The 24,239-nt window shown below is 52.2% G+C and carries 28 protein-coding genes; 24 read left to right on the top strand and 4 right to left on the bottom strand.

Going from position 1 to position 24,239, the window contains the following annotated elements; translation table 11 throughout:
* Positions 1 to 4: 4 nt before the first annotated feature.
* The 19 genes from W822_RS42705 to W822_RS42625 all read left to right on the top strand — a co-directional run bounded on the left by W822_RS42705 (position 5) and on the right by W822_RS42625 (position 15,700).
* Positions 5 to 280 carry a phage head-tail connector protein gene (locus tag W822_RS42705; protein WP_024006932.1) on the top strand — a complete coding sequence of 92 codons (276 nt, stop codon included), beginning with the start codon at positions 5 to 7 and terminating at the stop codon, positions 278 to 280.
* Positions 280 to 624: a phage head closure protein gene (locus W822_RS42700; protein ID WP_024006931.1), complete on the top strand. Its 345-nt coding sequence runs from the start codon at positions 280 to 282 to the stop codon at positions 622 to 624. The genes W822_RS42705 and W822_RS42700 overlap by 1 nt, the downstream gene beginning before the upstream one ends.
* Positions 617 to 1,096, top strand: coding sequence for an HK97-gp10 family putative phage morphogenesis protein (locus W822_RS42695; protein WP_024006930.1), 480 nt, complete (start codon positions 617 to 619; stop codon positions 1,094 to 1,096). The genes W822_RS42700 and W822_RS42695 overlap by 8 nt, the downstream gene beginning before the upstream one ends.
* Positions 1,096 to 1,470, top strand: coding sequence for a tail completion protein gp17 (gene gp17 / locus W822_RS42690; protein WP_024006929.1), 375 nt, complete (start codon positions 1,096 to 1,098; stop codon positions 1,468 to 1,470). Before W822_RS42695 ends, gp17 begins: the two co-directional genes overlap by 1 nt.
* Positions 1,471 to 1,532: 62 nt before the next feature.
* Positions 1,533 to 2,015: a phage tail tube protein gene (locus W822_RS46000; protein ID WP_024006928.1), complete on the top strand. Its 483-nt coding sequence runs from the start codon at positions 1,533 to 1,535 to the stop codon at positions 2,013 to 2,015.
* A gap of 2 nt (positions 2,016 to 2,017) precedes the next feature.
* Positions 2,018 to 2,329 (top strand): hypothetical protein, encoded by a 312-nt coding sequence (locus W822_RS42685; protein ID WP_024006927.1) that lies wholly within the window; start codon positions 2,018 to 2,020, stop codon positions 2,327 to 2,329.
* A 74-nt stretch (positions 2,330 to 2,403) separates the two neighbouring features.
* Positions 2,404 to 2,637: a phage tail assembly protein T gene (locus W822_RS42680; protein WP_024006926.1), complete on the top strand. Its 234-nt coding sequence runs from the start codon at positions 2,404 to 2,406 to the stop codon at positions 2,635 to 2,637.
* Between the two features lie 2 nt (positions 2,638 to 2,639).
* Entirely contained in the window at positions 2,640 to 4,982 is a 2,343-nt protein-coding gene (locus tag W822_RS46635) for a phage tail tape measure protein (RefSeq protein WP_024006925.1), read from the top strand.
* The gene (locus tag W822_RS42670) at positions 4,982 to 5,482 is read left to right on the top strand and encodes a hypothetical protein (RefSeq protein ID WP_024006924.1); all 501 of its coding nucleotides are present in this window, start codon (positions 4,982 to 4,984) and stop codon (positions 5,480 to 5,482) included. The genes W822_RS46635 and W822_RS42670 overlap by 1 nt, the downstream gene beginning before the upstream one ends.
* Positions 5,472 to 5,978: a hypothetical protein gene (locus W822_RS42665; protein WP_024006923.1), complete on the top strand. Its 507-nt coding sequence runs from the start codon at positions 5,472 to 5,474 to the stop codon at positions 5,976 to 5,978. Before W822_RS42670 ends, W822_RS42665 begins: the two co-directional genes overlap by 11 nt.
* Positions 5,979 to 6,033: 55 nt before the next feature.
* Entirely contained in the window at positions 6,034 to 6,402 is a 369-nt protein-coding gene (locus tag W822_RS42660; protein WP_024006922.1) for a hypothetical protein, read from the top strand.
* Positions 6,399 to 9,233, top strand: coding sequence for a host specificity factor TipJ family phage tail protein (locus W822_RS45995; protein WP_024006921.1), 2,835 nt, complete (start codon positions 6,399 to 6,401; stop codon positions 9,231 to 9,233). Before W822_RS42660 ends, W822_RS45995 begins: the two co-directional genes overlap by 4 nt.
* A gap of 56 nt (positions 9,234 to 9,289) precedes the next feature.
* Positions 9,290 to 13,102, top strand: coding sequence for a pyocin knob domain-containing protein (locus tag W822_RS42655; protein WP_024006920.1), 3,813 nt, complete (start codon positions 9,290 to 9,292; stop codon positions 13,100 to 13,102).
* Between the two features lie 408 nt (positions 13,103 to 13,510).
* On the top strand, positions 13,511 to 13,750 hold the full coding sequence (locus tag W822_RS42650; RefSeq protein WP_024006919.1) for a hypothetical protein: 240 nt from the start codon (positions 13,511 to 13,513) through the stop codon (positions 13,748 to 13,750).
* Positions 13,747 to 13,989 carry a hypothetical protein gene (locus tag W822_RS42645; protein ID WP_024006918.1) on the top strand — a complete coding sequence of 81 codons (243 nt, stop codon included), beginning with the start codon at positions 13,747 to 13,749 and terminating at the stop codon, positions 13,987 to 13,989. The genes W822_RS42650 and W822_RS42645 overlap by 4 nt, the downstream gene beginning before the upstream one ends.
* Complete coding sequence (locus tag W822_RS42640) at positions 13,986 to 14,411, top strand: hypothetical protein (RefSeq protein ID WP_024006917.1); 426 nt, start codon at positions 13,986 to 13,988, stop codon at positions 14,409 to 14,411. Before W822_RS42645 ends, W822_RS42640 begins: the two co-directional genes overlap by 4 nt.
* On the top strand, positions 14,411 to 14,740 hold the full coding sequence (locus W822_RS42635) for a hypothetical protein (RefSeq protein WP_024006916.1): 330 nt from the start codon (positions 14,411 to 14,413) through the stop codon (positions 14,738 to 14,740). The genes W822_RS42640 and W822_RS42635 overlap by 1 nt, the downstream gene beginning before the upstream one ends.
* On the top strand, positions 14,724 to 15,359 hold the full coding sequence (locus W822_RS42630; RefSeq protein WP_216593325.1) for a glycoside hydrolase family 19 protein: 636 nt from the start codon (positions 14,724 to 14,726) through the stop codon (positions 15,357 to 15,359). Before W822_RS42635 ends, W822_RS42630 begins: the two co-directional genes overlap by 17 nt.
* A complete protein-coding gene (locus W822_RS42625; protein ID WP_024006914.1) occupies positions 15,353 to 15,700 on the top strand; it encodes a hypothetical protein in 348 nt (115 codons plus the stop codon). Before W822_RS42630 ends, W822_RS42625 begins: the two co-directional genes overlap by 7 nt.
* Before the next feature lie 158 nt (positions 15,701 to 15,858).
* On the opposite strand, the gene W822_RS42620 is transcribed toward W822_RS42625, so the two are convergent.
* The 4 genes from W822_RS42620 to W822_RS0124055 all read right to left on the bottom strand — a co-directional run bounded on the left by W822_RS42620 (position 15,859) and on the right by W822_RS0124055 (position 18,757).
* The gene (locus tag W822_RS42620) at positions 15,859 to 16,719 is read right to left on the bottom strand and encodes a hypothetical protein (protein ID WP_024006913.1); all 861 of its coding nucleotides are present in this window, start codon (positions 16,717 to 16,719) and stop codon (positions 15,859 to 15,861) included.
* 34 nt (positions 16,720 to 16,753) lie between these two features.
* The gene (locus W822_RS42615; protein WP_024006912.1) at positions 16,754 to 17,428 is read right to left on the bottom strand and encodes an SOS response-associated peptidase; all 675 of its coding nucleotides are present in this window, start codon (positions 17,426 to 17,428) and stop codon (positions 16,754 to 16,756) included.
* Positions 17,400 to 17,750 carry a hypothetical protein gene (locus tag W822_RS42610; RefSeq protein WP_024006911.1) on the bottom strand — a complete coding sequence of 117 codons (351 nt, stop codon included), beginning with the start codon at positions 17,748 to 17,750 and terminating at the stop codon, positions 17,400 to 17,402. The genes W822_RS42615 and W822_RS42610 overlap by 29 nt, the downstream gene beginning before the upstream one ends.
* Positions 17,751 to 18,067: 317 nt before the next feature.
* Complete coding sequence (locus W822_RS0124055) at positions 18,068 to 18,757, bottom strand: FadR/GntR family transcriptional regulator (RefSeq protein ID WP_051401857.1); 690 nt, start codon at positions 18,755 to 18,757, stop codon at positions 18,068 to 18,070.
* Positions 18,758 to 18,881: 124 nt separating this feature from the next.
* Between W822_RS0124055 and W822_RS42605 the strand changes: the two genes are divergently transcribed.
* The 5 genes from W822_RS42605 (at position 18,882) to ehuC (ending at position 24,238) form a co-directional block, all read left to right on the top strand.
* A complete protein-coding gene (locus W822_RS42605; protein WP_024006910.1) occupies positions 18,882 to 19,850 on the top strand; it encodes a Bug family tripartite tricarboxylate transporter substrate binding protein in 969 nt (322 codons plus the stop codon).
* A gap of 8 nt (positions 19,851 to 19,858) precedes the next feature.
* Positions 19,859 to 21,064: a mandelate racemase/muconate lactonizing enzyme family protein gene (locus W822_RS42600; protein WP_024006909.1), complete on the top strand. Its 1,206-nt coding sequence runs from the start codon at positions 19,859 to 19,861 to the stop codon at positions 21,062 to 21,064.
* A gap of 30 nt (positions 21,065 to 21,094) precedes the next feature.
* A complete protein-coding gene (locus W822_RS42595) occupies positions 21,095 to 22,018 on the top strand; it encodes a dihydrodipicolinate synthase family protein (protein ID WP_024006908.1) in 924 nt (307 codons plus the stop codon).
* A gap of 483 nt (positions 22,019 to 22,501) precedes the next feature.
* Positions 22,502 to 23,365 carry an ectoine/hydroxyectoine ABC transporter substrate-binding protein EhuB gene (gene ehuB, locus W822_RS42590; protein WP_024006907.1) on the top strand — a complete coding sequence of 288 codons (864 nt, stop codon included), beginning with the start codon at positions 22,502 to 22,504 and terminating at the stop codon, positions 23,363 to 23,365.
* A 201-nt stretch (positions 23,366 to 23,566) separates the two neighbouring features.
* A complete protein-coding gene (gene ehuC, locus W822_RS42585) occupies positions 23,567 to 24,238 on the top strand; it encodes an ectoine/hydroxyectoine ABC transporter permease subunit EhuC (protein WP_024006906.1) in 672 nt (223 codons plus the stop codon).
* The last annotated feature ends 1 nt before the right edge of the window (position 24,239 follow it).

Here is a 24,239-nt window from a genome sequence, read left to right as displayed (position 1 = left end):
TGACATGGCAACAGATATCGCAACGATCAAATTCATGTTGCGCATTGATGATTCGTCTGCGCTTGATGATGAGCAATTGGGCGTACTGATTGCTGCGGCTGAAGCGGAAGCCCTGCAGTTCATTGACGCGGATCAGTTGCCTGATGAATCAGAAATTGTGCCGGCGATCGCATTGTTGGTCGAGTGTGCGCACGATACCCTGACGCCAGACGAATTCCGGATTCGGCGAGAACGTGCTGAGTCCATTCTTTTTCCTTATCGCGAAAAGTTGGGCATCTAATGGCGCTCGCACATAAGCTGATTCACCGCGTGGTTTTGCAACGATATGACCGAGCCGCAGGAACGCTTGACCCTGAAACTGGGGATCGGTCTGGAGAATGGAAGGATATGGCCGTCTTGTACGCGAATGTCACACCGCTTTCTTCGCGAGAATTTTTGCAGGCGGGAGCAACCCAAAGTGAAGTTACAGCCAGGATAACTGTTCGGTACCGCGAGGATATTAGGGCCTCTGACCGGATCGTCTTTCGGGGAAAGATTTATAACCTGCATGGTATTCAGCCTGACAATAAGTCAGGACTGGAATATCTGACGATGCCCGTCTCCCAAGGGGTGAATAATGGCTGACATTGATATCAAGGGTATTGATAATGTTCTTAACACTCTCAATAAGCTTCCGCGAGATGTGGCGTCCAGCAGTCAAGGGGGTATGGTCAATTTGTCGATGCGTAAGGGCGCACGGTTGATCCAGGCTAAACAGAAAGTTATGCTCCAGGCATCTATCGATAAGAACGGCAGTGAATCCACTGGCTTGCTTATGAAGAATTTACAGATCAAGCGTGGTCGCACCAACAATGGACATAAGTTAGTCTTGACAGTGCGGAGAAAATCCTATCCCAAGAAGGAAGGACAGAAAAAGGCAGCCACAACGCGTCAGACAGCACAGTTGATGGAGTATGGCTCCAGCCATCAGCCAGAACAGCCGTGGGTCCGACCTGCGTTTGTGGCAACCGCTTCTACATCCATCGCAACGATCACAGACGACTTGAAAAAGAGAGTGGATAAGGCGGCACAGAAATACTTGTCGGAGGGCAAATAATGTTGCCTTCAGTGTTCCCAGTATTGAACGTCCCAGGAATTCAAAGTTACGTCGGGGCCTTAGACCCCAGAATATATGACTTCGGCAGCGCGCCTCAAGACGTTACTAAACCTTATATGACTTTCCGGAATGTGGCAGATGCTCCATATGAGCAAGTATCTGGTGCACCGTGCGGTGATTTTGATAGCGTGCAGATCGACATATATGCTGGCCCTGACGACAGCGAGCGGTCCACTGTTCGTGGGCTAGCCAGGGCAGTACGGGAAGCGCTGGATGACGCTGGAATAGCAAATAGGTTAATTATTCAAATGCGTGAGGCGGACACCAAGTTGTTCCGAATCTCGATTGAAGCGGATTTTATTACAAATAGATAGCCACCTGCGGGGTGGTTTTTTTAATGCGTCCTCCGGGGCGCTTTTTACTTTGGAGCGTCCAAATGGCAATTAAGACTCAAGGTTCCGGCCTTTACTTCGTCGACAGCATCACTGTTCCGGCAACGCGGGCAATTATTAAGCTGGTATGCCCGACGGGAATCCCGGGGGTGGGCGCAGGTGCTCGCAGCAACATTCCTACAACGTGTCTCGACGAGACCGAAGAGGAAACATACCTGTTGGGCCTGGCAGTGCCGGCGCAAATGGCAATTCCGTTTAATTTCGACCCACGCCAGGTATCGCATCAAATTCTGTTTGACCTCAAGGCGCTTGGAGAAAATCTCGAATGGACTGTGGGATTTTCCGACGGCATTGCTGCTCCCACGCTTGGCACCGATGATGTCATGGTGCCACCGACCGATCGTACTTCAGCTAGATTTACTGCGGCTGTCGCGGATGTGGCGATTGATATCGCGACCAATACGATCGTCACCGGCACGCTTACCCTTCAGCGCTCGGGCAAAACAACCTGGACTTGGAAATCTTAATCATGCTGGATAAAACATTCTTCGTTTCTCAGGAAATTCACGAAAAGGAAGTGGAGTTGGCCGACGGCAGCAAGCATATTCTGTACTTCAAGGAGATTCCTGCTGTGGAGTATCAGAAGTTTCGGATTGCGCAGCAGTCAGCAGATGACAACGTTCAGGCCGGCGCATTGGCAAAACTCGTTGCCGCCAGCCTTTGCGAGCCTGGCGGCGAGCCAGCAATTACCTATGAAGAGGCGTTGCTTCTGAAGGCTGAGCCCATGAACGCGCTGTTTGCCGCAATCATGGAGGTCAACAAGTCCCAGGGAAACGAATAAAGGGCGATGAGTGGTTCTGGCATGTGATAGCCCTGGCGCTCGGGGGCCGATCGGTTTCCGAGTGGAAACGATACATGTCAACGGCAGAGTTTAATCGGTGGGTGGCTTTCTATGAACAAAGCCCATTCGATGACCTCCACAGGTACCACAGACCCGCCGCGCTCGTTGCTCAGAAGATGGGTGGTGGGAAGTACGAAGATTATGTCGAAATGCTTGTAAACGATCAGACCCGGCAGGTTACAGACGCGGACCTGAATACATTTGCAGCATTTGGCATGACGCCGCCCGCTAATTTTGGTAAGGAATAACGATGGCAGCCGGAAGTATTATTATCGATCTGCTCATGAAGACGGGCAGTTTCGAGACAAACACCAAGAAAGCAGTTAATTCCCTGGAGACACTGAAAAAAAATGCATTGTCTCTTGGCGCGACCATGGGGACCGTCGGCCTTGCTATCGGTGCAGCGGCAGCCACAGCTGCGACGGTCTGGGCAAAGTCTGTTGCTAGTACCGGTAAGGAGGTATCGCGACTATCCGAGCTGAGCAATACGTCTGCGGAAACCTTTCAACGCATGGCATATGCGGCTAATACGGTCGGCATCGAAAACGAGAAGCTGGCAGACATATTTAAGGATGTCCAGGATCGCGTAGGTGATTTCATGACAACGGGCGGCGGCCCGATGAAGGATTTCTTTGAAAACATCGCGCCCAAAATTGGCGTTACAGCTGATCAGTTCGCTCGCCTTTCCGGGCCTGACGCGTTGCAATCGTTCTACGACTCCCTCCAAAAGGCAGGAGTTTCTCAGAGCCAGATGATTTTCTATATGGAGGCAATGGCTTCTGACTCAGCCCTGCTGGCTCCGTTGCTCGCCAGGAATGGCGAAGAAATGAAGCGCTTGGGTGATGAGGCTGCGAGACTTGGTGGCGTCATGAATAATGACACAGTCAAGGCCGCCAAAGAATTGGATAAGAACCTACAACGCCTGGAAACGATGTTCAAGGGGTTGAGTGTCACCATTGCCAATGAGATTCTGCCTGAAATCAATAATTTCATTAAATTGGCCACTGATTCTGCCACAAAGACCGATGGTCTTAAAGGTTCGGTTGATGATTTGGCGGGACAAGGGTCAATCAAAACATGGCTGATGGATGTTGGCAGTCTTCTGGCCGGTGTTGCTGATTTTGCCATATCTGCTGCCAATGCGGTCCGGGCATTCATTGCCGCGGCGAAACTGACGGGCGCAGCAACGGGTAATCTGATTAATCATGTTGATGCTACGCTGAGTAACAATGCACTGGCAAATACTGTTAACCCGGAAATGGTAAAAGAAACCGTCGCTCGCGCAAATGCATCACAGAAACTAGTGGATGACATTCTCGCTGAATTCAACGATGCTGCCGGGAAGGTTGGAGATACGAAATACTCCGACATGTGGACACAAGCTCGCGCTAATGCCGCAAATCAGAGGATGGGTAAGCTCATCGGAGTCGATGATATTCCTTTGCTTGGGGCTATTCCAGCTGACGATGAAAAGCGGGGTGGCGCTGGCGGCACAAAGAAATCTGGCGGTAAGTCGGCAGGATCTCAGCGCGACCTTGCGGGCGACTATATCAAGCAATTAAATGAACAAATCGCGTTGTTGGGAAAAGAAACCGAGTATGAGAAGGCGCTCGAAAATATCCAACTTGGAAAATATGGCAAGGTTGGAGAGGCTCAGAAAAACGAGATTCTCGGGCGCGCGCAAACTCTGGACTTCATGAAGGAACAGACTGAAGAAGCCGAGAAATACGAAAAATTCTTATCTGAAGTAACCGGCCAAGGGAAACTTGATCAGCATTTGCAAGAAATTGGATATCTGCGCAAAGCCTGGGAAGATGGCGTATTCGGCCAACAGGAATATGAAAAATACCTGAATGAGCTGAACGAAAAATATTCGGAATCGACTGAAGAAATGTCGGAGTTTGCTAAACAAGCGTCTGCGAATATTCAAGATCAGCTTGGTCAGACTCTGGAAGATGTGCTTGCGGGTAATTTCGATAACATTGCCAAGGCATGGCAGGATCTGTTGCGCAAGATGGTAGCTCAGGCCCTGGCTACTCAGTTGAACGAAGCCCTATTTGGGAAGGCGGCAGGCGGTGGTGGCGGTTTGTTTGGCACGATTACGAAGGCGGCCATTGGTGCGTTTGCTGGTGGCGCATTAAGCGGCGCAACGACGGTAGGCGGTAGCGCAGGTTTGCCTAATTACGGCGGCTCTTACGGTTTCGGTAGCATTGGGTTCGACGACGGCGGATACACAGGCGCGGGTGGTAAATATGATCCTGCCGGCATCGTCCATAAGGGCGAGGTGGTGTTTTCTCAGGATGACGTACAGCGTCATGGCGGCGTCAGCAGGGTAGAGGCACTGCGGCTGCGTGGTTATGCTAGTGGTGGAGCGGTTGGTGTTGCTACAGGCCCAGCCAAATCATCAGGCATCACCATTTTGAACCAAACGACAGGCCGGATTGACAGCGTTCAGGAGCGAACATTACCAGACGGCGAACGCATGCTGATTATTCAGGAAGCAAAGCGCCAGGTGGTGGCCGAACTGAATAATCCCAATAGTGACCACGCAAGCGCATTGCGGAAGAATTTTAAAGTGGAGTTCGCAAGATAATGGCAAATCCGCAGATTCCGCGTGGCATGTGCCCACTTATCAGTGCGTACTCGGGCGGCGACATAGGTGGTGTGATGGAAACGCCGGTGGAGGGCGGATCACCGCGCACCGCACTTGAATATGATGGTGGTGTGCAGCCATTTACAGTGACGCTTCCACTGACGCCGGAGAAATACCATATTTGGACACTGTTTTACCACCGTATCATTAAGAAGGGCAGTAAGCCATTCGATATGATGATCGATTCTGGTGATGGCGCAGAGCTGCACACGTGTTTCATGGTGGTCAAGTCATATTCGATGGTTCGAAACCAGCAGCATTCATTTGTGACGTTTACGGTGAATGTCCAGCCATCGGCCTATAAACGCTCGATAGAGGACGCGCAGGCTGAGATTGATCTGTGGAATGACGGCCTGAGTAATTATGGCGCACTCTTTGCCGGCCTCGACAAATACATCAACCACGATGTCAACGTTCTGGGGGTGATCAGTGGCCCTTGATATTGACGACCGCATGAAGCGGTATTGGGCGAGCAACCCGCCTGACGAGTACCCGATCTATACGCTTGCAATCGCGCATTCTGACCTGTCGAAAGTGTTCCGGTTCTGGAATCAGCCTGGGGTTGGATGGCTTGATGTGGAAGGCACGCTGATGGAACACAGGTCGGTGAATTTCCAAATTGAGCAAAACGGCACAAATTCGAACCTGGATCAGTTATTCAGGATCGCGGTGGATGTAGTGGATTCTCAGGATGAACTCCGAGAGGAGTTGGATAGCATACCGCTTACCACGAAAGAACGGATTGTGATTGTGTACCGATCGTTCCTGTACCCAGTCCTGGACGCGCCGACGGGATTGGCGAGGCTCCAGGCTGAATCACTGACCTATGTAAAAGGGGCGGCAAACGTTAACGCCGTGTCCCCGAGATACAACCTGCTGCGCACTGGTGAGGTGTACAGCCCGAGAGAAATACCGATGCTTCGGGGGTTCCAGTGAGCATTGATAAAAAACATACCAGCACCTTCGGGTGCTTTTTTTATGGACGGCCGTGATGGATGTCAAGTACTACCAAGAGCAAAACTATCCGAATCCCCCGTGTTGGAACATGGTCGCCGACGTGTATACGCGGGAACTGGGGCAGGGTGTTCAGGATTTCAGAACAGTAACCGATTCTATCCGGGATATAGCGAATGCGTTCCGATTTGCCCTGCAGAAATCAAACAATGGATTCATGCAGATACCGGAACCAGTAAATATGTGCATCGTCCTGATGGGCAAATCGCACAAGCTCGGCATCCATCACTGCGGCATCTTTTTGGATGGCCACGTTCTGCATGCATTGCCTGAAGGCGTTGTCTACCAGGACATGGCATCCCTCAAAGACATATACCCACTGATCGAGTTCTGGAGTAAGGCATGACCCTAATCCGGTTCTATGATCATCCGCTGGCTGGCACGGCGGCGAAGGATTTTCGGGCGGACAGTCTGTACGATTGGGTGCGAACGTACTATGCGGATCGGCCTATTGTTGGATCGATTCAGTTTTTCCGGGACACAGCAGCTGCCGGCAATGAAATTCTGCATACGGGCAGTCCGGACGAGCGGCTGGCGCAGTTGCGTGAGGAAAATGGGCCGATTTATGTGGTGTTCCAGAATCCCGGGGACCCGGCTACCACTGTTGGCGCGATTCTGATCAATATCGCGGTCGCCGTCGCCCTCACGGTCGTCTCTGCGATCCTGTTCCCGCCTCCACGTCAGCCCGGTAACGTAAACCGCACCCAATCCTCGGACAACAACAAGCTGGCCGACCGGGAAAACAAGGTCCGGTACATGGAGCGGGTCGAAGATATCTTTGGCACGGTTCTGTCTGTTCCATCCTTGATGATGCCGACTTACAACAAGTACATCAAGCACCGGCGGGTGGAGTTTGGGTATTACTGCGTCGGGCGAGGTTATTACGAGCTGAACGACATCAAGGATGCAGATACGCTTGTCTCTGGGATCGACGGCGCCAGCGCGGCAATATACAAGCCGTTCACCTCTCCGAATAGCGGTGACGCGCCGGTGACGCAAATCGGCGACGCCATCATTGACCCGATCCTAACGGTGGACAGGGCTGTCGAGATCGACGGCATGACGCTCAAGGCATGGAACCAGGTGCAATTGCCAAATTCAGTGCAAGAGTATGGGTTCGCCGCAAACCCTGGCGGGGACTATATTTCCCAGGGTTCACCAGCGCGGCCAAATTTCAATTCAGTGATTGACATTGGCGACACTATCACGGTTTCAAACTCGTCGTTCACCCGTCCGGCCCGGTCTTACGATCAAGTCAATTATGACGCGACGACAGGGTTGTTCTCCCGTACTTCGGGGTTCGGAAATATTACGAACTACGGCCTGGCTGTTGGTGACACGATTCAAGTTACCGGCTTTGCGCCAACTGACTTTTTGAATGGAACCTATACGGTGGATTTTGTCAGTCTGAACTCGATCGGCGTGGCGGAATCCATATCGCCGAGCGCACCTGACGCGGCAAACGGTACTGTGTCGCGCGCGGTGCAGACCTACTCTTTCGACGGGACGTATGAAGTAGCGGAAGTGGGCGATAAGCAGATTCGCCTGACAACCTCGACTTTCCCTGCGTATCTGAATAACGGCGGGTCAGCTCCGACCGGCCGACTCCAGATCAACGGACGAAGCCAGTTTACAGATTGGGTGACTTTGCCTCAAAAGGATCGAACCGAGGTCTGGGTAAATGTTGTGGCCAACAACGGGATGTACAAATTCGATGGTGGTTATTCAGTGGCGACAGTGGAATTTCATCTCGAATGGCAGCAGCTTGATGCCAATTTCAACCCCCAGGGCCCGATTATTCAGGTATGGGGGTCTGTCTCCGGATCGGTCACAGATGAGCGTGCCACGACGCTGGAGCACGTCACAGGATGGACGGGGCCAATTCGAGTGCGCATGCGCCGCCTGACTGACTATGACTATGGCTATGAAGGCACGGTCATGGATGAGATCAAATGGACGGACCTTTATGCGGTGACTCCGGTTGCAAAGGCCCATTTCGGCAACAAGACGACGATCCACACGGTGACGTATCCGACCGCCCGGGCAACATCGGCACGAACCCGTCAACTGAACTGTTTGGCAAGCCGCCTGATTCCGACATTCAATGGTTCGGTGTTCTCGGGTGCGTTTGATGCGGAAGGTCGGCATGTTTCCGGCACGATCCATAAAACAAGCCAGATCGTGGACATTATCGGCGCCGTGATGTTGGACCCCAAGATCGGCAATCGGTCTGTGGACGACGTGGACATGGCACAGATTTACGGCGTCCAGTATCAGTTAAACCAGACGCACTGGGAGATGGGACAGTTCAACTACACGCTCGACTCGGACAATTTGTCCCTGGAAGACACCATTTCGATGATCGCCAATGCTGCTTTCTGCGTGGCGTACCGGCAGCCGACCCAGATCAGGCTGGCGCCGGACCTTCGGCAAGATCGGTCCGTAGCCATGTTCACGCACCGGAACAAACAGCCCAAATCGGAGACGATCACCCGTACGTTCGCCAACGACGGTGAATACGACGGGGTGGAGTTCTTATACACGGACCCGGACAGTAACCAGACGGAAACCATCATCTTGCCTACAGATGGCAATTACACACGCCTGAAGCGGTTCGAGATACCAGGTATCCGGTCATTCGCGCAGGCCTGGCTGCGGGCCAATCGGGAGTACAAGAAGCTGATGGGCCAGCGGGTGAGGGTAGAGACGGGCGTCACCCTGGATGGTCGGGCATTGCTGCCAAATAAGCGCATTGATGTCGTGGACAACACGCGATTTAAGTCCTTTGATGGGGATGTGGTGGGATGGGACGGGGCGCTGACGCTGAGACTAAGCCAGCCGGCGGAATTCACCCCTGGCGAGGATCACAGCATTGTCCTGATGAAGCGCGACGGCTCACTTGATTCAATCCCGGTCACGCCGGGCGCAGACGCTGAACATGTCGTTTTGCAGAATCTGCCGTCAGAGAACCCGGTCACAGAATATGGCTCGGATCAGGGCATCCGAACAATTTTCAGCTTTGCACCAGAGGGACGCAGGGCGGCGATGGCATATCTCATCACCGATCTGGACATGAAGGATAAGAAGTACGTGAAGGTTACTGGAATCAATTATTCCGATGCCTACTACGAAGCGGATACTCAGCCTATACCGGCAAAAGAAACGGTCATTAACTGATCACACGGTAACACAACAGGTCACCTACGGGTGGCCTTTTTTTATGGAAAAGAGACATGGCGATCCCAACTCCTGCGGACTTTGACCGGGCTGCTATCAACCTGCAGAAAACGAACGAATTCACAAACTCTACAAATCAGACGTTTGTGGATATTAACGGCCTGACCAAAAAGACCCTTTACGGCGCGATGCTGGAGGTTACATCGAGCCAATCGATCGGCGTCACGACGTTGCCCGAATTGCTGGCAATTACTCCGGATGGTGCTCATGCAATGTCGCGCGTCACTGAAGGTCCGGATAAAGGTCTGTATTTGTGGGATGGCGCGTGGGTGAAAACGGATGATCCGCTTGACAAGTTTGGTCGATTCGTCATTCCTCAGGCGCTACCAAGCAGTACCGATCTGAACAATATAAAAACAGCCGGAGTCTATTACTCAAATTCAAATTCGGTTGTGGCGTCCTGGTTGAATTGCCCGATCTCTGTTGCGTGCGTCGTTGACGTTACGGTCGGCGATCCATCAGGGACCGATGAAACGTCTTTTGTTTATCAGACGATCACCAGCTACACCGGCAACTCCAGCTACCGACGGACTCTGTATAACGGAGTCTGGGGGGAGTGGCTTAAAGACGCTTCCATCACTGATGTGACCGCGACCGCTACCACTACGCTTGAATCCGCGAAAAACTACACTGACGAGCGCGTGGCAGTTATCGAGCCTTTTGTTCTTCCGCAGGCTCTGCCGAGCAATACCGATTTAAATAACATCAAGACCGCTGGAACTTACTACTCTCGGTCAAGTTCCACTGTAGCAACATGGCTGAATTGTCCTATCAGCGTTGCATGCGTAATTGAGGTCCATGTTGGGAGCATAACAGGTAGTGATGAATCGACGTTTGTTTACCAGACAATTACAAGTTATACCGGCAACAGCAGCTACCGGCGCGCCTTGTATAACAATAACTGGTCAGCGTGGATTAAGGATGCAACGATTTCTGATGTGACCAGCTCTGCTACCGCTACACTGTCTAGCGCTAAACAGTATACGGATGAACGTGAGGCCGCTATAAGGGACGATATGGCGGCCGGAGAAGGCGACACCCTTGCTGCGGCAAATCAGTATACAGCTTCAAGAGAGGCGTCGATCAGAACGGATTATGCTGTGGCAGACGCCGCGACACTTTCTTCCTCTAAGTCTTACACGGACGGCAAGGACTCTGTTGTCAGAACAGACATGGCGGCTGGTGACGCAGCTACGCTTGGTTCTGCAAACCAATACACGGCAACCCGCGAGACAGCTATCAGGTCTGATACGGCGACTGCTGATGCTGCAAATCTGAATGCCGCCAAGCAATACACAGACGAAGCTTTAGGAGTTATAGAGCCGTTTGTAATTCCGCAAGCCTTGCCAACGGCAACAGATTTAAACAACATAAAGACCGCTGGTGTTTACTACTCAAATTCAAACGCCACGGTTGCGACTTGGCTTAACTGTCCTATCAGCGTGGCATGTATTGTTAAAGTGGACGTTGCAGACCCTGCGGGGGTGGAAGAATCCTCTTTTGTTTATCAAACCGTCACATCCTACACCGGCAACAGCAGCTACCGGCGTACGCTGTACCTTGATTCTTGGAGCATCTGGATCAAAGACGCGACTACCGTAGATGTTTCTAGCGGTGATTCTCAGGCGGTTATCAGCTCGAATTCTTACACCGACGCACGAGAAACATCAATCAGGGATGATTTTAACGCAGCCGACGCTGCCGCCCTAAGTTCGGCAAACTCTTATACAGATGCCAGAGAGATAGATATCCGCGCTGACTACACCTCGGCTGATGCGACAACGCTGGCGGACTCAAAAACATATACCGATGAAAAGACATCGGGTATCCCGGCGGTAGACTCTCGGGTTACCGCTATTGAATCTTTTGTTATACCAAAAGTTATTCTGGAAAATGCAGATTTTAATGAATACAAGACATCTGGCACATATTTTACAAACGTAGCCGCTGTGGCAAATACATTAATAAATTCACCCGTAAATCAGCCAGGAATTTTAAAGGTGAATGTGGGTTCTTCGTCGGGCGTGGGGGCATCTTCTTACGTATACCAGGAGTACACCCCTTTTGTTAGAACAAGCGCGAATAGGTCATATAAAAGAACCTTGTATCAGGATATATGGGGAGAGTGGATCAAACAGGCAACAGAGGCGGATATCCAGGAAGCAAACGCTTATGCTGATTCAGCTGATTTAGCGGTTAAAGCTCTGGGGTCACTTTTGAGAAATCAGGGAGCGGCCTTTCCCAACAAGATTATTGCTCGAAACAGCATCGTGAGCGGTGCCAACACCTTCCTGAGCGATGCAATTCTCTCGATCAAGGTGATTGGGGACCGCCCAGGAAAGTATTACGGTATCCGGTATTTCCGTAATGGCTCTACAGCAGGTATTTTCTCTTCAAATCCATACCCTGATGCCTGGCAGATTGTCGAGTATGATGCGGAAAACTATGAAACAACAAGCCCAACAGGGCTGGATGTTATCAAGCTTCTCTCTAACACAACGCCAGTTCCTACGATTCCGCGCAGTGGTGTCCAAACCGTCGTGATAGAATCCGATGTCGTTGCTGGCCTGAAATTCATTATCACCCTTGACACAAGCAAGCTTCCTGCTGCGAGCGCGTTCTCACACATTGCCATGAATGGCACTGGCAGTTCAGGATATTCATGGATTATTGACCCAGCCAATTACTCGTATAAGCCAACTGAAGAATATCCTACAGTCGCACAGGTTGACGCGAAAGACGCTGCAACGCTGGTATCCGCGAATGAATACACTGATTCAAAAATACCTGTACCAACTGCTATGCGTATGCCAAACAACGTCTTCTATACAAAAGACGCTAACGGCGCCCTCACCGTAGCGTGGAAAGACACCGACAAGATGTACCGGTACCGGTTTGGTATCAATAATTTCAATGAGTTGCCGAATTTCTATGGGGCTGACACCGCACCCCTCGGTGACATTGAGACAGCTACCTGGACACAGATCAACAACACGCTATCAGATTACTTGCCGCCTATGGTGATCGAGGCGGTAAACGATGGCGACGGCCAGCATGACGGCAATTTCTTTTGGTTCACTGGTGGCAATCATGGCTCTACCAATTCGGCCTCAGGCGACAAAACGGCCCGCAACGTGCTTTATAAGCTCCTCGTAGATGGCGCTTCCCTACCCGATGGTGCGGTGTCGGGCTATGCGACATCCGTCACCGCGTTGATCAGCAATGAGTTGATGGCCCGGAACACGATCACGGTAAGCCGATACGTGCTTAGACAAAACTTTAAGGTGGACTTCGTAGCTGGTGGTGCGCGGGTGCATGGCAAGATCGTGAAACTGGAAGACGTCAATGTGTATCGCGACTATGGCTTGCAAATGGTGGGTTCCGGCTTTAACGACACCGTTTTGATACTCGATAGCCAAATCGCGACTCGCAAGGCGTATAGCGTCAATGACACCAGCGGCGCATCCTCTGCGTATCCGAACGCTTGGGCGATGATTTTGAAAGGAGCTAACGGTCAGGCTGCTTTGTGGATGGATTCTGCGGTGGGTACGAAGAATTTTGCATCTGCGGAACCGAGGTTCCGAGGTTCAAGCACTGAGGGCAATAGTAAGGTATATGCAGGGGTTGTCGTCAACGGAACCACACCGACAGTGCTGAACGACGAAAACCCGTCTTACGAATTCAAGGGCGGGTACGCGATAGGCTCGGATATCACTTCCGCGACGTTCGACTCAGTATTGAGTCATTCAGTTGCAGGTGAATCGGCGCATACGATGGTCGTCAGTGGTGATGACTACATCACTGTATGAGGAAGTAAAACACCCCGCCCGGACAAATCACGGCCCGGGCGAAGCGGCGCAGCCCAAGAGATAGGATTGGCTTTTGTACTGCGCCACTTGAGTATATAGAAGCTGTCAATATTGGGAGAAACCCTACAACCAATAAAAACGCCCCGAAGGATGGACCGGGGCGGCAACTGATTGCGCACCCTCTGACAGCTGCGCGATCGATTGCCCGGCAATTATATACAAAAACGCCCCACGTCAACTGATCGGAAGCGCGGGGCGGCAAGTAACGTCTGCATAGGGAGGAAATTACTTGCAGACCTATTATACATACCACTACCCCGGCTTCGGTCGGGGTTTTCTTTTGGAGCCGCGACAATGCGACGACTACTGATACCGCTACTATGCGTGGCGTTCATGGGGATCGGGGCTATGGCCGCCCGATCTTGGGAAATGGAAAAGCTGCGCGCCCAGCTCAAAGCGGAAAAGGAAGCTGATGTACAGGCCCTGCGTGACGGCTTCGCCTTGGCTATGACGCCTGTGACCACCATGTGCTCGGCGGCTGCATTTCGCTCAATTCGGGCAGCAAATACCGCAAATCAAGCGGCGAAAAGCGCTAATGATATCTTCACCGAGCAAAAGAACGCCATTCAGCAGGAGATTGAAAAATGAGGGCCGCTGTTATCGTTCTGGCGGTTGCTCTGGCCGGGTGTAGCACTCCGGAGCCTGTGGACCGGTACAAGATCATTGCCGTGCCAGTGGAAAAGGTCAAGAAAGTGACCCGAACCAAAACAGTCACGGTCATGCGCGATTGCCCAGCTCTGCCAGAATTTAACCCTGCTTGGCAACCCGCCGAGGTCAGCGCCTGGCAGCGTACGGTCATTCGCATGTACAAGGAGTGCGCCAAATGAAACGCTTCCTGATGTTCTTCGTCAATCTGTTTCTGCTCAAAATCGACCTCATCAGATCCCGGCCCTGGGAAATGTTCAATGCAGCCGCCTATCTGGTATGGGCGTTGACGCTCTTTCTTGACCAGCGGTTGTTCGGGCTGCCGACCTACCGGGGATTCGAATGGCCAGCCGGGGCCTACGCCAGTATGTATTTGGGGATGTTCGTACTGTCGCTGGCTGGCCTGCGCAAAACCAGCCGCCTGCGCTTCATTGCAGGCTACGTGATGGTCTGTGGCGCGCTGGCTTGGTTTATGACGGCGGTCGAGTTCTGGGGAGCCTATCCACCGCTGATACCGGCCATGTCGCTATACCTTCTCTTCGCCTATTTCAATCTGGTCGTCGGAATCAGCATTATCGAGAAATCTAAACGCATGGGGACGTGATGCATGAACTATTTACTGTGCACGTCTGGATGTCTATAGCGGGCGGCGCCCTTGGCGGCCTGAAAGCGTTTTACACGACCGACGACGATAAAAATCCCATCGGCGAATCCATCACCAATTTCTGTATCTCGGTGGTGGCTTCCGTTTCCACAACAACTTATTGGTTCGACCCGGAAAAATATCACCCATTTGCCTACCTGGGCGCTGGGGTGATTGTTGGTTTCCTGGGCGTTTATTTTCTCGACCTGTCACGGGTCATGTTGCCGGGCGTCATGAAATCAAAATTACGCGACTGGCTTGGAGTGAAAAAGGATGATGTCGAAGAATGAATTTCAGCGCGCTGCTGGCATATCTGCTGCGCTGGCTGACAAATGGTATGAGCCTGTCGTGACGGCCTTTGGCGAATACATCCCATACACAGGCTTGCGTATGGCGCATTTTCTGGCGCAAGTCGGGCATGAGTCCATGGGGTTCGCCCGAACCACAGAGAATCTGAATTATTCAGCCGAAGCGCTCTACAGCGACAAACGTAAATACTTCCCAACAATGGCGCTCGCCCAGCAGTACGCCCGCAAGCCGGTGGCGATTGCAAATAGGGTCTATGCAAACCGCATGGGTAACGGCCCTGAAGGCTCTGGCGACGGATGGAAGTATCGTGGCCATGGCCTGATTCAGATCACCGGGAAAAACAACACGGCGGTCGCTTCTGAGGCGCTGGGTATCCCTGTTGACCGGATGCTGGAGCTACTGGAAAACGACCCCGATACAGCCGCCCGCGCTTCGGCTTGGTGGTTATGGTCGCATGGGGCAATAAAGTGGATGGATCAAGATAATGTGCTGGCCTTGTCCAAACTGATCAACACCGGCAGCGCGACGTCTGATATCACCCCTTACGGACTGGACGACCGCAAGGCGCGGCTATCACGGGCGAAGGCGGTTCTATGTTGACCTTTCTCACCGGCTGGAAAGGCTATGCCGTGTGCGCCGGGCTGGCGCTGGTGGCGGCATGGGGGTATGGTGCCATCCAGTACCGATCCGGCCATGCCGATGCCGTGCAAGAGCTGAAAGTCGCGGACTTGGAAGCCTACAAGAAAGCCGCCACCGACCTGCTGAACGCCAGCCAGACCGCGCAAGCCGTCCTGAACACCACGCAAACCAAATTCACCACATTCCAAGAGGCGTACCAAAATGAAATGCGCGTCAACCCTATTGATTGCATCGGCACTGATGGCCGGCTGCGCAGTATCCTCAACCTCTACCCATCCACCGCTACCGGGCGGCATGACTGAATGCGTGGAGCCAAAGTCGCCGACTGATGCTGCATATGACTCGATCGCGCTTGCGCTGGGAGATGCGATCACTCGGTTCTATGAGTGCAAGGTGAAGCACGACTTTGTGGTGAAGCAGTGGTAAAACTACGTGATATTTTTTAGAAATGTTTTACCTTCTACTGACCAAGACGTAAATTAATTTCTTCCTTAATAAACTCGTCCGTTAATTTTCCTCTGAGTCTACGCTCTATTAATTTTGGAATAAAATGTCTTTCTTCGGAGTCGAAAAACCTAAATTTCGTCAAGGTAAACAGAATATCATTATTTACTTCCATAATTTCTAAGCCTAAAACATATCGTTCATAATTCGTATATTGTGCTTTAAGTATATTGAAATATATAGATTTTTCTTCGAGCGTAGCAGGGTATTTGTCTGCTCGATCCACAAATGCAACGAGGGTTTCTAAATTCTGTATGTTTTGTTCCAGCCACGATTTTCTGTGATTCCCCAACCTTTGCCCTCGTTTGTAAAAATCCTGAATTCCGCTGATATATGAGGCAATATTCGTGCTGAATTGATTCTTATAATTTACATCTTGACGATGGTTTCGGGCATACCCAACGAGATTTTCAAAAGACTCGCTTGCCTGTGTGCGAAAATCTGAAAACAGTGCATTTATGTCCGAATCTCGATGGATATTTTTTATGTGACCAATCCAGGAAAAAAAAGTTTGTTCAAACGCCTGCCTCTCCATCACAATTGTTTGACGGGCGTTGAGATTCTTTTGCTCTTCTAATTCCCGTTTCTGGGACAAGAAGGTAATCCAGACCATTATCAATGTAATAAATGAGATCCAAGTTCCTGCTGTTCCAGAAATATAATCGCCAAAGGCGCCCCACTTTGTAACGTCCTTCTCTAAAGGCATTGTTCTGAAAATATAAAAGAAAAACGCTATTGTTGCGATCGTGACTGCTACGCCTGACCACATCAAGTTTAGTAGCCCAAAATTAAAAAGAATGGATTTTATTTTTTTCATGTGACTCGTTCGAGTTAAAAAATTAGCCGCTCAGTTATTGATTCCTAACGGGCTCCGCGACGTCGTCCCCCTGATACCTCGAATTCCCCACCTTCCGCGTCACCTCATACCATTCAAACGCCGATTCAGGACGGGCCACAGACAATAATTCCTTCGCCTGGTCGACGGTCGTGTCCGGATCCAGCCATTCGCGGGCGTGCTCAGGCGTTAAAACCACAGGCCTCCGGTCGTGAACGTCCACCATGCCACCCGCGCTATCGTCCGTCACAATCGCAAAGCCGTGCTGTTCCCCTGGCTCAGCGCCTTCTTTCCATGCCGCGATAGTCGCCATTAGAATAGGCTGACCATCCACTGGCCGGATGAACCAAGGCTGTTTATTCGGCTTCTCACCAGTCCACTCAAACCACCCGTCAGCCGGAACTATCATCCGCCCGTGCTCCAGCAGCGGCGCCCAGAACTTGGAGCCGGCTACGATCTTATCTAACCTGGCGTTGATGACGGGCTTGCGTTTGTACCAGACGGGCTTATATCCCCAGAACTGCCGCTCTACGGTCCGTGTGCTGGCCAGCTCGTGGATCACCATCGGTTCGCTGCCAGGCGGCACATTGAAGCGTAAGCCGGGGTCGACGTCGAACACCTTGCGCATATTCGTAAAGATCGTCGCAAAATACTCGTCCGGGTCATTTCCCTGTCTGATTCTTCCGCACATTCGCTTCCCTTTTCAAGGCTTCGTCTATCAGTTTTTCACTGGCTTCGAGTTGGGCCTGCTTGCGATCCCGTTTGTAATCAAACGGCGGGGGACCATAAAGCCGCATCTCATGCTCCAGTATGCGTTCGGCTGCATCAAAAATGATGTCATCGGCGGCACGGCCATTCGCGACAGCAATGCGGATACGCTCGACCTGAATATTGAGCGATCGCATGACCTGGTGCAACCGGCTGATTTCTCGTAATAATACCCGGACTTGCTCGCTTTTGTTGGTGTCCCTGATCTTTATCAGATCGGTTCGGGTCAAGGGAAATTGTTTCATATCTGCTCCATGGGGTGGGCAGATTAGGGGCCTAGAAATGGGATTGTAACCTGTCTAAAACAAAAAACGTGAGCCTTGATAAATAAGGACAAATTCCGCCTAATAATACAAATCAGTTTTAGACAAAACAGCATGATTATTATTATAAATCAAAGCATTATGCGCCAGTAATTAGTACTGCTGCATCATGGGGGTGTGGCCGGAAGCTGCTTGTGTGTTGGGTTCTGCGGGCATCAGGTGTGGGCTGTCCAAAGGTAGTTCGTCACTCAATCGGCTATTTTACGATTTTCTGGCGAAGGACTGGACGATGGAACGCGTCAACCGGCGATTCGTATGACCGCTCTCTCTATCAGCGCCAACACCGCTTTTTCCGCCGCTTTTTGGTTGCCTGCCCCGATGCCGTCCAGAAGGGCTTTATGAAGCGCCAGCGCCTGCGGGTCTGGTCCCCAGTCGCCGCTGGATGCTCGAAAACTGGTGGTCCACACTGCCGACAGGGCCTTTTCCAACTGCTGAATAAATACATTGCCGCTGGCACGCAAGACTGCGCCATGAAACTCAAGGTCGGCCGCAATATAGTCAGAGCGATTGCGTGCCGATGCCATGGCCTGGTATGCCGCATGCAGTGCTTCAATATCGGTCGGTGCGGCCCGCATGGCCGCCAGTCGTGCTGCCTGTGGTTCGATTGCCTGGCGCAGTTCCATCAGATCAGCCATCAGTTTTTTATCCGGCGGCCGTCGTCCATACCACTCAAGCACGGATGTGTCGAACAGATTCCATTGGCTGCGCGGTAACACGTGCGTGCCCGTGCGGGGGCGGATCGAGACCAGGCCTTTGGCGGCCAGGCTTTTCATTGCTTCTCGGACGATCAGGCGGCTGGTGCCGTAAGTGTCGGCCAGTTCGGGCTCTGTAGGCAACTGTGTGCCTTCGGCGTAGCGGCCGGCAACGATACTGCTGCCTAGGGTATCGACGAGTTGGTGATGGAAGTTGCGCAACGGAGATGAAGACATGGCGTCAAGTATAACCGTAAGGTTCAAATGCGGAAACGGAATGATTGACATTAATCATATAATGATTATATGATTAAATCATAAACAATAACAAGCCGTGCAGTTCATATTAAGGAGACAGTGCATGAAAAAGCCGTTAACTGGAATGGCGCTGATACTGGCAGGCGCACTATTGGGGCCGGTCAAGGCGGGTGCCGAAACATTCCCCGCCCAACCCATCCGCATGATTGTGCCGGTACCGCCCGGTGGCTCGGGCGATCTGGTGTCGCGTCTGGTGGCCAGCGCTGCCGCCAAAGACCTGCAGCAGCCGATCGTCATTGATAATCGCCCCGGTGCCACCGGCAATATCGGCACGGTTGCCGCCGTCAATTCGCCTGCAGATGGCTACACCATTTTTCTATGCAGTATTGGGAACTGTTCAGTCAATTCAAGCCTGTATGCGAATCCTGGATTTGATCTGTTCAAGGATATCGCACCCGTCATTTTGCTGGGGTCGTCCATCAATGCACTGGTTGCCGGGCCCGATACGGGTATAGACAGCGTTGAGGTTCTGCTTGAAAAGGCCAAATCAGGCAACGTGAGTTATGGATCGTCGGGGATTGGCGCGTCCAATCACCTGGCAGGCGAACTGCTCAAGAAAATGGCCCAGGTGTCGCTTTTGCATGTGCCTTACAAGGGATCTGGTCCGGCAATCACCGATCTGCTTGGCGGCAGGATCGATGTGTTTTTCGACAACGAGCCGTCTATTCTGCCCTTTATCAAGTCTGAAAAAGTCCGGGTTCTTGCCGTCACGGGAAAGACGCGTTCGGCCAATTTGCCGGATGTGCGGACCATGGAGGAAATCGGCTATAAAGGGTTCGTGATCGAACCCTGGTTCGCCATCGGCGCACCGGCAGGCACGCCAGAACCGGTTATCAACAGATTGAATGCCGCGTTCAACAAGGCGCTGAAGGATCCGTCCGTGATCAAAACACTGAGTCAGTCAGGCATCCGGGCGATTGGCGGGGCGCCTTCTGTGCTTGCCGGGCATATCAAGTCCGAACATGACAAATGGGCAGAACTGATCCGCACACAACATATCACCACAGAGTAAATAAAAATATGCGTATTACCGGCTTTGAAACCATTCGACTGAAGTCCCAGCCAAATTTACTGTGGATCCAGATTGAAACCGACGAAGGCCTGACCGGGCTGGGCGAAACATTCCGCGGCGCAGAAGCGGTGGAAACCTATTTGCATTCCATGGCCGCGCCACTCATCCTGGGCGAAAATCCGCTGGACATCGAGCGCCTGCACAAAATCCTTTTTCGGGGATATCTGGGATTCAACGGAAGTGGCGTCGAAACCCGGGCCGCTTCGGCCATTGATATTGCGCTGTGGGATATTTTCGGCAAAGTCTGCAATCAGCCTATTTACCAATTGCTTGGCGGGGCTTGTCACGAGCGCATGCGCACATACAATACCTGTGCGGGTGTCGACTACAACAGTAAGAGCATTCAGCGCAGATTGATTCAGACCGGTGAAGAAAAAATCCGCGGCCGCTACGATGATCAGGTGGCTTTTATCGAGAATCCGGCCGAGCTGGCCCAGAGTCTGATCGAGGAAGGGTTTGGTGCCATGAAGATATGGCCCTTTGATGCGGCTGCCACCCAAACAGGTGGCCAATATATCAGCGCGGCACATATGCGCCAGGGTCTGGCAGTATTCGAAAAAATACGGCTGGCCGTCGGAGATCGAATCGAAGTGATGTGCGAATTTCATTCGATGTGGAATCTGACCAGCGCGCTGGCTATCGCTCGTGAACTGAAGCAATACCGACCCTTCTGGGCTGAAGACCCGATCAAGATGGATAGCCCGGGCCTGCTGGCCGACTATCGCCAGCATGCGCAAATTCCGGTGTGCGGCAGCGAGACCCTGGCGGCCCAGAGTACATTTCGTGATCTGCTGGCGGCGCATGCGCTGGATATCGTGATGCTTGATCTGTCCTGGTGTGGCGGCATTACCGAAGCCAGAAAGATTGCCAGTCTGGCTGATGCCTATCAGAAACCTATTGCGCCTCACGATTGCACCGGTCCTGTTGTACTATGGGCTTCGTTGCATGTGGCGCTGGCTTCGCCCAATGCGATTTTCCAGGAAGTGGTTCGCGCGTTTCTCAACACCTTCTATAAAGATCTCGTCACGCAATTGCCTGTGCTTGAAAAAGGATTTTTATTACGTCCAACCGAGCCCGGACTGGGTACGACGCTGACGCAGGCTGTCAAGGCAGATCCGCAGGCGTGTGTGCGCCGCAGCGTGTTGCCATTGTAAACATCAGGTAATTTATCACGGAGAAAATTCATGGCCCATTTTGACCGTGCAGCAGTACGCGCTGCGCTTAACGGCATTTCAGGCATTCTGGTAACGCCGTTCGATGATACGGGCAAGATTGCCCCTGGGCGTTTGCAACCCGTTGTTGATCGTGCGGTTGACGCCGGTGTACATGTACTGGTCGCCAACGGCAACACCAGTGAGTATTACAGCTTGCGATACAGCGAAAGCGAGGCCATGATTCAAGCCGCAGCCCAGCAGGTACAAGGCCGGGTGCCGCTGCTGGCCGGTGTAGGTCGTTCGGTAGAAGAGGCTTGCGATCTTGCGACGGCATCGCAGGCAGCAGGCGCAGATGCGCTAATGATCCATCAGCCACCCGATCCGTTTGTTGCGCCAAGGGGCGTGGTTGCCTATGTGCGCAGAATAGAAAAGGCCGCGCCGGGGCTGCCGCTGGTGCTGTATCTGCGCAATGAAGCGATTGGCATGCAAGCCATAGAAGAACTTTGCAGTATTTCGTCTGTCATTGGCGTGAAATGGGCGTCACCAACGCCGCTGTTGCTGGCTGAAGCGATACGTCGTACCCGTCAACGGGATATTGCATGGGTCGGCGGGCTGGCCGAAACCTGGGCGCCTGCGTTTTATGCGGCAGGTGCGCGCGGCTTCACTTCCGGGCTCATCAACGTTGTTCCCGAGCGAAGTGTCGCCATCCATACGGCACTGGAAGCGGGCGATTATGCTTCGGCAAATCATTTGATTGAGCAGATGTTGCCGTTTGAGGTATTGCGGGCGCAGGAAAATAACGGAACCAATGTGACGGTGGTGAAAACCGCCTTACAGCTGTTGGGAGATGATTGCGGGCTGGCTCGTCCGCCAGCGGCGTGGCCCATGACTCCGACTGCGCTCGAAACGCTGAAGCAATTGCTGAAAACCTGGGATTCGCCCGTACACGGATAAGCACGACGCAGCCGGGTACGCAAAAATCGTGCCTGTCCTGATCGCTGCATCAGTAATAATAAAATGGCAGCGAATATAGGCCGGAGGGCTTGGTGCATTCGCTGCCGCACAAGCGGCGTGAGAGCGCCTGATAGCACGGCATTGTGAAATTTTATCGGGTCAATTTTGCCATTGAAAAATGGTATTTCAAATGAAATATTGCCAGTAAATTCCGTGCATATATTTCATATTAATGACGCGTGGCGAATGTAACAAATATGAAGATATGAGGTTCATCCGGTTGTGCAGAACCAATTATGTATGTTACTTCTATATATGAAGCGACAACCACTCGCGCAGCTAAACTGTTTTTCCATGCAATGAATTTTCAGCATGTATGAGAAGCGTTTTCGCTGCGTATGAAGGTAATTTCAAATGCGATTTTTATCTAAGTAGTGCAGATAAAAACTTCAGGATAAACCAACTTCAAGGGGAGTAAAGACTATGAATAGAATCCGCAAAACTCAAACCCTGCTGGCTCTCGCTGTAGCAACCGCTGCGGCTTTTGGTACAGTGGCATCGGCCGCCTCGTTGCAGGAAATCAAGGATAAGGGCGTTGTACGGATCGCCGTGGCCAACGAAATTCCCTACGGTTTTGTCGACCCCACCGGCGCGGCAAAAGGTGCTGGCCCGGACGTAGCCAAGCACATTATGGAACAGCTGGGTGTCAAGGAAATCAAGTGGGTCACCACCGGTTTTGGTTCGCTCATTCCAGGCTTGAAAGCAAATCAGTTTGATATGGTGGCAGCCGAAATGGCTATCCTGCCGCAGCGCTGCCAGCAAGTGGCTTTTTCCGAACCCAATAGTTCTTATGGTGAAGGACTGCTTGTTGCCAAGGGCAATCCGGATAATCTGCATAAGTATGAAGACTTTGCCAAGTCCGATAAAAAAATTGCCATCATGGCAGGCGCTGACCAGCTTGAAATGATGCAAAAGCTGGGTGTTGATGACGGACGGATGGTCACGATTTCCAATAATGCCGACGCCATTTCAACGGTGTCCACCGGGCGTGCTGCCGCCTACGCTGCGACCAGCCTGACGGTCAGTGAATTGGCAGGCAAGAGCGACAAGGTGGAGCCGGCTGCCAAATTTGAAGATCCCGTTATTGACGGCAAACCTGCGCGTAGTTGGGGCGGTTTTGCTTTCTCCCAGGATTCCGATGACCTGCGCAAGGCCGTGAACGACGAGCTGGCCAAGTTCAAAAAGACGCCGGAGTGGAAAAAAATCCTGACCGATTATGGCTTTACCGATCATGATCTTGAGGAATCCACTAAGCAGACGACTGAACAGCTTTGCGCTGCGAAGTAAGGCTGGCGTTATTGCCAGGAGCGTGAACGATCTTGCCGAGAAGGTATGGCACGCTCCTGTTGCCGGCACCGCGACGTCAGATTCTTGCGGTGTCAAATGCATTGCATCCGTTTGTGACGGGTATCACGTCGTAATGCGGGTCCTGGCCCAGTTGCGCCTGCTGCATTCTTCATCTATTTTCAACACAATAAAAGGTGACAGATGGATTGGAATATATATCTGACGCCCCTTTTGCAAGGGGCGTGGGTAACCGTTCAACTGACAGTCTATTCAACCATACTTGGCGCCATCACAGCGTTTGTTTTCGGTATCGGTAAACGTTCAAGCAACTGGTTCTATCGCGGATTCTCTATCTGTTTTATTGAGATTTTCCGTGGTACTTCGTTGCTGGTACAGCTGTTCTGGCTGTTTTTTGCCTTGCCCCTGCTGGGTCAGGCACTGGGTCTGGATTTTCGCATGGCGCCGCTGGTTGCCGGCACGCTGGCGCTTGGCTTCAATATTGGCGCCTATGGGGCAGAAGTGGTGCGTGGCGCCATTCAGGCCGTACCACGCTCGCAATATGAAGCGGCCAAGGCGCTGGATTTCACGCCACGGCAAACCCTGCGGTTTATCAGCCTGCCTCAGGCGATTCCCGAGATGATGCCCAGCTTTGGTAATCTTGCCGTGCAGAATCTGAAGGACACCGCCCTCGTGTCATTGATCAGCCTGGGCGATATGGCATTTCGTGCCGAACAGATTCGCAACTATACGCAGGACAGCACTACGGTGTATACCATCCTGCTCTTTATGTACTTTGGCATGGCGCTGATTCTGACAGGAATCATGAAACTGCTTGAGCGCTCGGTCGGGCGCTGGCGTGCAGGGAGGGCCTGAT

Source organism: Advenella kashmirensis W13003 (genome assembly GCF_000506985.1).
Classification (GTDB): Bacteria; Pseudomonadota; Gammaproteobacteria; order Burkholderiales; family Burkholderiaceae_B; genus Advenella; species Advenella kashmirensis_A.
This window is presented reverse-complemented; position numbering and strand designations above follow the sequence as displayed.

Coding starts and splice junctions, on each gene's coding strand:
- W822_RS42705 (WP_024006932.1), top strand. CDS start 5: ATGGCAACAGATATCGCAACGATCAAATTCATGTTGCGCATTGATGAT.
- W822_RS42700 (WP_024006931.1), top strand. CDS start 280: ATGGCGCTCGCACATAAGCTGATTCACCGCGTGGTTTTGCAACGATAT.
- W822_RS42695 (WP_024006930.1), top strand. CDS start 617: ATGGCTGACATTGATATCAAGGGTATTGATAATGTTCTTAACACTCTC.
- gp17 (WP_024006929.1), top strand. CDS start 1,096: ATGTTGCCTTCAGTGTTCCCAGTATTGAACGTCCCAGGAATTCAAAGT.
- W822_RS46000 (WP_024006928.1), top strand. CDS start 1,533: ATGGCAATTAAGACTCAAGGTTCCGGCCTTTACTTCGTCGACAGCATC.
- W822_RS42685 (WP_024006927.1), top strand. CDS start 2,018: ATGCTGGATAAAACATTCTTCGTTTCTCAGGAAATTCACGAAAAGGAA.
- W822_RS42680 (WP_024006926.1), top strand. CDS start 2,404: ATGTCAACGGCAGAGTTTAATCGGTGGGTGGCTTTCTATGAACAAAGC.
- W822_RS46635 (WP_024006925.1), top strand. CDS start 2,640: ATGGCAGCCGGAAGTATTATTATCGATCTGCTCATGAAGACGGGCAGT.
- W822_RS42670 (WP_024006924.1), top strand. CDS start 4,982: ATGGCAAATCCGCAGATTCCGCGTGGCATGTGCCCACTTATCAGTGCG.
- W822_RS42660 (WP_024006922.1), top strand. CDS start 6,034: ATGGATGTCAAGTACTACCAAGAGCAAAACTATCCGAATCCCCCGTGT.
- W822_RS45995 (WP_024006921.1), top strand. CDS start 6,399: ATGACCCTAATCCGGTTCTATGATCATCCGCTGGCTGGCACGGCGGCG.
- W822_RS42655 (WP_024006920.1), top strand. CDS start 9,290: ATGGCGATCCCAACTCCTGCGGACTTTGACCGGGCTGCTATCAACCTG.
- W822_RS42650 (WP_024006919.1), top strand. CDS start 13,511: ATGGCCGCCCGATCTTGGGAAATGGAAAAGCTGCGCGCCCAGCTCAAA.
- W822_RS42645 (WP_024006918.1), top strand. CDS start 13,747: ATGAGGGCCGCTGTTATCGTTCTGGCGGTTGCTCTGGCCGGGTGTAGC.
- W822_RS42640 (WP_024006917.1), top strand. CDS start 13,986: ATGAAACGCTTCCTGATGTTCTTCGTCAATCTGTTTCTGCTCAAAATC.
- W822_RS42635 (WP_024006916.1), top strand. CDS start 14,411: ATGCATGAACTATTTACTGTGCACGTCTGGATGTCTATAGCGGGCGGC.
- W822_RS42630 (WP_216593325.1), top strand. CDS start 14,724: ATGATGTCGAAGAATGAATTTCAGCGCGCTGCTGGCATATCTGCTGCG.
- W822_RS42625 (WP_024006914.1), top strand. CDS start 15,353: ATGTTGACCTTTCTCACCGGCTGGAAAGGCTATGCCGTGTGCGCCGGG.
- W822_RS42620 (WP_024006913.1), bottom strand. CDS start 16,719: ATGAAAAAAATAAAATCCATTCTTTTTAATTTTGGGCTACTAAACTTG.
- W822_RS42615 (WP_024006912.1), bottom strand. CDS start 17,428: ATGTGCGGAAGAATCAGACAGGGAAATGACCCGGACGAGTATTTTGCG.
- W822_RS42610 (WP_024006911.1), bottom strand. CDS start 17,750: ATGAAACAATTTCCCTTGACCCGAACCGATCTGATAAAGATCAGGGAC.
- W822_RS0124055 (WP_051401857.1), bottom strand. CDS start 18,757: ATGTCTTCATCTCCGTTGCGCAACTTCCATCACCAACTCGTCGATACC.
- W822_RS42605 (WP_024006910.1), top strand. CDS start 18,882: ATGAAAAAGCCGTTAACTGGAATGGCGCTGATACTGGCAGGCGCACTA.
- W822_RS42600 (WP_024006909.1), top strand. CDS start 19,859: ATGCGTATTACCGGCTTTGAAACCATTCGACTGAAGTCCCAGCCAAAT.
- W822_RS42595 (WP_024006908.1), top strand. CDS start 21,095: ATGGCCCATTTTGACCGTGCAGCAGTACGCGCTGCGCTTAACGGCATT.
- ehuB (WP_024006907.1), top strand. CDS start 22,502: ATGAATAGAATCCGCAAAACTCAAACCCTGCTGGCTCTCGCTGTAGCA.
- ehuC (WP_024006906.1), top strand. CDS start 23,567: ATGGATTGGAATATATATCTGACGCCCCTTTTGCAAGGGGCGTGGGTA.